Origin of the sequence: Mesorhizobium sp. M1A.F.Ca.IN.020.04.1.1 (genome assembly GCF_003997315.1) — a bacterium.
GTDB lineage: Bacteria > Pseudomonadota > Alphaproteobacteria > Rhizobiales > Rhizobiaceae > Mesorhizobium.
The window spans coordinates 1-4,609 of record NZ_RZSN01000280.1 but is presented as its reverse complement, the minus strand read 5'-3'; the positions used below and the strand labels follow the sequence as shown (position 1 = coordinate 4,609).

The 4,609-nt window shown below is 65.9% G+C and carries 4 protein-coding genes and 1 pseudogene; 1 reads left to right on the top strand and 4 read right to left on the bottom strand.

Translation table 11 applies throughout. The features are described from left to right. The coding region (locus EOA49_RS30365) for an L-glutamate gamma-semialdehyde dehydrogenase (protein WP_127243541.1) at positions 1-1,976 on the top strand (1,976 nt) is incomplete at its 5' end. Between the two features lie 33 nt (positions 1,977-2,009). On the opposite strand, the pseudogene EOA49_RS30360 reads toward EOA49_RS30365, so the two are convergent. The 4 genes and pseudogenes from EOA49_RS30360 to EOA49_RS30345 all read right to left on the bottom strand — a co-directional run. Beyond that, positions 2,010-2,132 (bottom strand): annotated as a pseudogene (locus tag EOA49_RS30360) (antibiotic biosynthesis monooxygenase); the annotation flags it as partial. Between the two features lie 9 nt (positions 2,133-2,141). Then, positions 2,142-3,002 carry a TonB family protein gene (locus EOA49_RS30355; protein ID WP_245433181.1) on the bottom strand — a complete coding sequence of 287 codons (861 nt, stop codon included), beginning with the start codon at positions 3,000-3,002 and terminating at the stop codon, positions 2,142-2,144. 216 nt (positions 3,003-3,218) lie between these two features. Further along, a complete protein-coding gene (locus EOA49_RS30350) occupies positions 3,219-3,656 on the bottom strand; it encodes a hypothetical protein (protein ID WP_095801909.1) in 438 nt (145 codons plus the stop codon). A gap of 5 nt (positions 3,657-3,661) precedes the next feature. Further along, positions 3,662-4,609: TonB-dependent receptor (locus tag EOA49_RS30345; protein ID WP_127243540.1), on the bottom strand; the 948-nt coding region annotated here is incomplete at its 5' end.

The following is a 4,609-nucleotide window of genomic DNA, read 5'->3' as shown; positions in this document are numbered from 1 at the left end:
AGCCGATCACGCCCGCCGCCGGCTACGGCAAGCCGCGCCAGATCGTCAACCCGGCCAAGCCCGATGAGGTCGTCGGCACAGTGCATGAGGCGGCGGCCAAGCAGGTCGCGACCGCCGTGCGTATCGCTGTGGAGGCGCAGCCGGCCTGGGCAAAACGCCCGGTTGCCGAGCGCGCCGCGATCCTCAACCGCGCCGCCGACCTCTACGAGGCCAATGCCGCCGAGTTCTTCGCTTTGGCCACTCGAGAGGCCGGCAAGTCGTTGGCCGACGGCGTCGCCGAAGTGCGCGAGGCGGTCGATTTCCTGCGTTACTATGCGGCCGAGGCGGCGAATGCCGAAGCGGGCACTGAAGCCCGTGGCGCAATCGTCTGCATCTCGCCGTGGAATTTCCCGCTGGCCATCTTCACCGGCCAGATCGCGGCGGCGCTCGTCACCGGCAATTCGGTGATCGCGAAGCCCGCCGAGCAGACGCCGCTGATCGCCTTCCGCGCCGTCGAGATGCTGCGCGAGGCCGGCGTGCCGGAGGATATCATCCAGCTTCTGCCGGGTGACGGTGCGTCGGTCGGAGCGCCGCTCACCGCCGACCCGCGCATCGCAGGTGTCTGCTTTACCGGCTCGACCGAGGTCGCCAAGCTGATCGAAAAACAGCTGGCCGAAACGGTGGCGCCCGATGCCATGCTGATTGCCGAGACGGGTGGGCTGAACGCCATGATCGTCGATTCCACGGCGCTTCCCGAGCAGGCGGTGCGCGACATCCTCGCCTCCGCCTTCCAGAGCGCCGGGCAGCGCTGCTCGGCGCTGCGCGTGCTCTACGTGCAGAAGGATGTCGAGAAGAAGATGCTGGCCATGCTGAAGGGCGCGATGGAAGCCCTCAATGTCGGCGATCCGTGGCTGATCTCGACCGATGTCGGCCCGGTCATCGACGATGAGGCGCAGGCCTCGATCGGCGACTACTGCAAGAAAAAGGGGCTGGAGGGGCGCCTTATCGCCAAGCTCGAAGCGCCGGCTGCCGGCCGCTTCGTCGCGCCGCATGTCTTTCGGGTCAAAGGCATCGAGGAGATGGAGCGCGAAGTGTTCGGTCCGGTGCTGCATGTCGCCACCTTCGACGCCGACGACATCGACGCGGTGATTGCCGGCATCAATCGCAAGGGCTACGGCCTGACCTTCGGCCTGCACACCCGCATCGAGGGCCGCGTCCAGCATTTCGTCGACGGCATCCATGCCGGCAACATCTATGTCAACCGAAACCAGATCGGCGCCGTCGTCGGCTCGCAGCCCTTCGGCGGCGAGGGTCTGTCCGGCACCGGGCCGAAGGCCGGCGGGCCACATTATCTGCGCCGCTTCCGCAAGGGCCCGCAAGCCGGAACGGAAGTCGGCGACGGCCACAAGGTGACGGCGACGGAACTCGCGGACAATCTGCCGGACCCGACGCTTGGCGGTTGGTCGACGCGACCCGATCGCGTGGCGATTCTGAGAAAACATCTGCGCGGCAAGGGGGCTGCGGCCATCGCCGCCGCAGCGGGCCTCGATTTCGGGCAGGTCGACCTGCCGGGCCCGACCGGCGAGGCCAACACGCTGTCGCTGGCGCCGCGCGGACGGGTGCTCTGCCTCGGGCCGGATGCCGAGACGCTGCTTGCGCAGACAATCCAGGCTTTAGCCGCCGGCAATGCCGTTCTGGCAGTGGCGCCAGGCGCGCCGGCGGCGCTGTCGGCGCTGACCGGCAAGGGCCTGCCACTGGCGGCGATCGACGGTCGGCCGGACCCGGTCGAGGCGCGCTCGCTGCGCGTCGACGTCGTTGCCTTCTCCGGCACGCCGGAAGCGGCGCGCATCGTGCGCAAGGTGGTTGCCGAGCGCGCCGGGCCGATCGTGCCGCTGGTCAGCGAAGTGCTTAATCCGGCGGCTTATGCGCATGAGCGCGCGGTCTGCGTTGACACGACGGCGGCCGGCGGCAATGCCAGCCTGCTCGCGGCAGCCTAATCAGGTGCGGGAAGGCCGCCGCGTTAGCGGCGGTCAGGCGCCCTCGACGACCAAAAACCCTTCGAACTCGGGGTGGCCAAGATAATGCACCTTGGCGGTGCCGGCGTTGCGATGGGCGGCGCGGAAGTTCTCCGACTTCGTCCAGGCGATGAAATCGCGGAGGCTTTAAAAAGGGCCGATCCGCGCCTTGAACACCCAACTTGATTTGCCGGTCTCGGGTGGAATGGGAGGGAACGGGGCTTGCTTGCGCACCAGCGTCAAAGCGAACTGATCGAGCTCGGCGGACCCTGAACTTTCAGTGAGCTGCAGGTCGCTGACGCTGCCGTCGGCCGCGACGACGAAAACCACCCTGGCGTTGTTGCGAGCCTTGGCCTGGATCGATTTCGAAACGCGACGGTTGGCGCGCGCAAGTTTCTTCTGGATTTCACCGCTGTAGTGGGATTCCAGGGCATTGCCGGCAGCGACCTGTTTCTTGCCTTTGCTGGCGGCAACAGGCGCGTCGCGTGTATCGCCATCCGCCGTGCCGCCGGTTGCATTGGTCTGGTCTGCCGCTGCCGATGGGGCTGGGCCGCTCGATGTCGCACTGGGGACCGGTGGCTGTTGAGGCTCGGCAAGGGGCGCTTCAGCGCTTTGCAGTTCGGTCGCGGGCGTAGGTTTGCTGTCGTCGGGGACAGTCTGGTCATCCTGGCGTGGGCTGGTGGCCGCCACGATATCCGGCGCGGAAGCGGCTTCCTTGACGGCTTGCGGCGGAAGCTGAGGCGTCGAGGGTTCGCTTGCTGGTTGCTGCGCTTCGACCGGCGGTGCGGGCTGCGCGGCCTGGCGTTTCACCGGCTGCAGTTCGGGCACCAAGGTGACATCCACGGCGCCGGACGACTGGTCGTCCAGGGCGCTGCCGGTGACGTTGGCGCCGGACTGATCTGTGCCCTCGGCCCGAATCGCGTCCATGGAGTCGAATATCCCGGCAGGCGCGAACAGGAACGCGGCCGCCGCAGCGCCATGGAGCAGGCCGGAAGCGATGATCGCCACCGGCCATTTGCGATGCCCGGCCGAGTGCCGCGGCTGCATGAGCGGCTCGGCCGGCGTGATCGCCGGTTCGCTGCCTGCATCGGAGGAGTGATTGATGTCCTGCATGTCTCGCGCCGAGACCTGCTGTACGCGATAAGAAATTGTCAAATCAAGATCGGTTGCCGCCTATGGCCCACGCCATGGCGTCTCCTGGCGGGCCGGATGCAATCCCCACCTCTATACGCCGAAGGCGATGGCGGTTTTAGTCGAGGTCGTCAGGTCGCGCATGCAGGCCGTCGGCTCGACGCCGGTTCCAGCGCATTCCGTCGCGCTGTTGATCAGCACGCGGCCGAGCTTGCCGCAGTCGGCGCCCGCGAGATCGAAGCGCGTGACTTTCGTCTTGCCGACCGGCAGGTCCTTGAAATCGAGCACGGTGAGGCGGTCGACAACGCCGGACTCATTGAACAGCGCGATTTCGAAAGCGGACTTCGACAGGTCGGCGCCGAGCGCGTTGTTGACGACGAAGGTCAGCCGGCAGCCCTTGTCCGAAGGCTGCACGGCGTTGAGTTCGAGATTAAGGGCCGGCGCTGGCGCGGACTGGCCGCGCGCCGGCACCGGGCCGAGCGACATCGCCAGCGCCGAGGTCAAGAGACAGAGCGATGTCGTCAAGTTCATGGTTCTCAGCCTCCAAAGCGCATGGTTGCCGCAAGCTTCAGCGTGACGCCCGGTTCATAGAGGACGGCAGTCGTGCTTGCGTTGAGCGGATTGGTGTATTTGACATCGAACAGATTGTCGGCGCGGACGTCGAGCTTGAGGTTGTCGGTCGCCTGGTAACTGGCAAAGGCATTGACCAGCGTATAGTCCTTGGCCACCGGATTGCCCTTGGGCTTGCCGTTATATTGCACTTCACCGCCGACGGTGAGCCTGTCCTCGAGGAAGCGAAGGCCGAGCTGCGCCGTCACCTGCGAGGAGGGAATGGTGGCAAGGTCGGCCCGCTCGCCCTCATACGAGATGGTGTGGCCGTTGATGATCGAGGCCGAGAAGCCCGCATAGCCCCAGCCGGCGTCATAGACGCTTTCCAGTTCAAAACCGTTGATCTTGGCCTTGGCGAAGTTCTGATACTGGAAGCAGATCGGGATGCCGGGGCCGAACGGGCAGCCGCTGGTCGGGTCGAAGGCCGACAGCGTGACGCCGTCGATATAGTCTTCGACATTGTTGTTGAAATAGGCGGCCTTGAGCCGCAGAGCGTCGCCGCCTTCGAAAATGTCGTTCTGCTTGAAGTTGACGCCGAACTCGACGGTCTTGCCGGTCTCAGGCTTGAGATTTGGATTGGGCAGGAAGGGGAAGGTGACGCCGGCCGGATGGTTACCGCTGATCAGCGTCTCCGTCAGCGAGGGTGAGCGGTAGCCTTCCGCATAGGTGCCGTAAAACTGCAGGCCGGCGAGGTCAGCGCTTTCGAAGGGCGATACGCCGACGGTGATGCGCGGCGACAGCCGGTCGCCTGATGTCTCGTGCTCGGAGTCCTTCAGGCTGTACCTGTCGTAGCGCAGGCCGGTGATGACCTCCAGCCATTCCCAGGTCAGCTTGTCCTGGACATAGGCGCCGGAGACGTTGCGCTTACCTGACGG

Excerpts from the sequence above, each read along its gene's own strand:
- EOA49_RS30350 (WP_095801909.1), bottom strand. The coding sequence starts at position 3,656 with ATGAACTTGACGACATCGCTCTGTCTCTTGACCTCGGCGCTGGCGATG.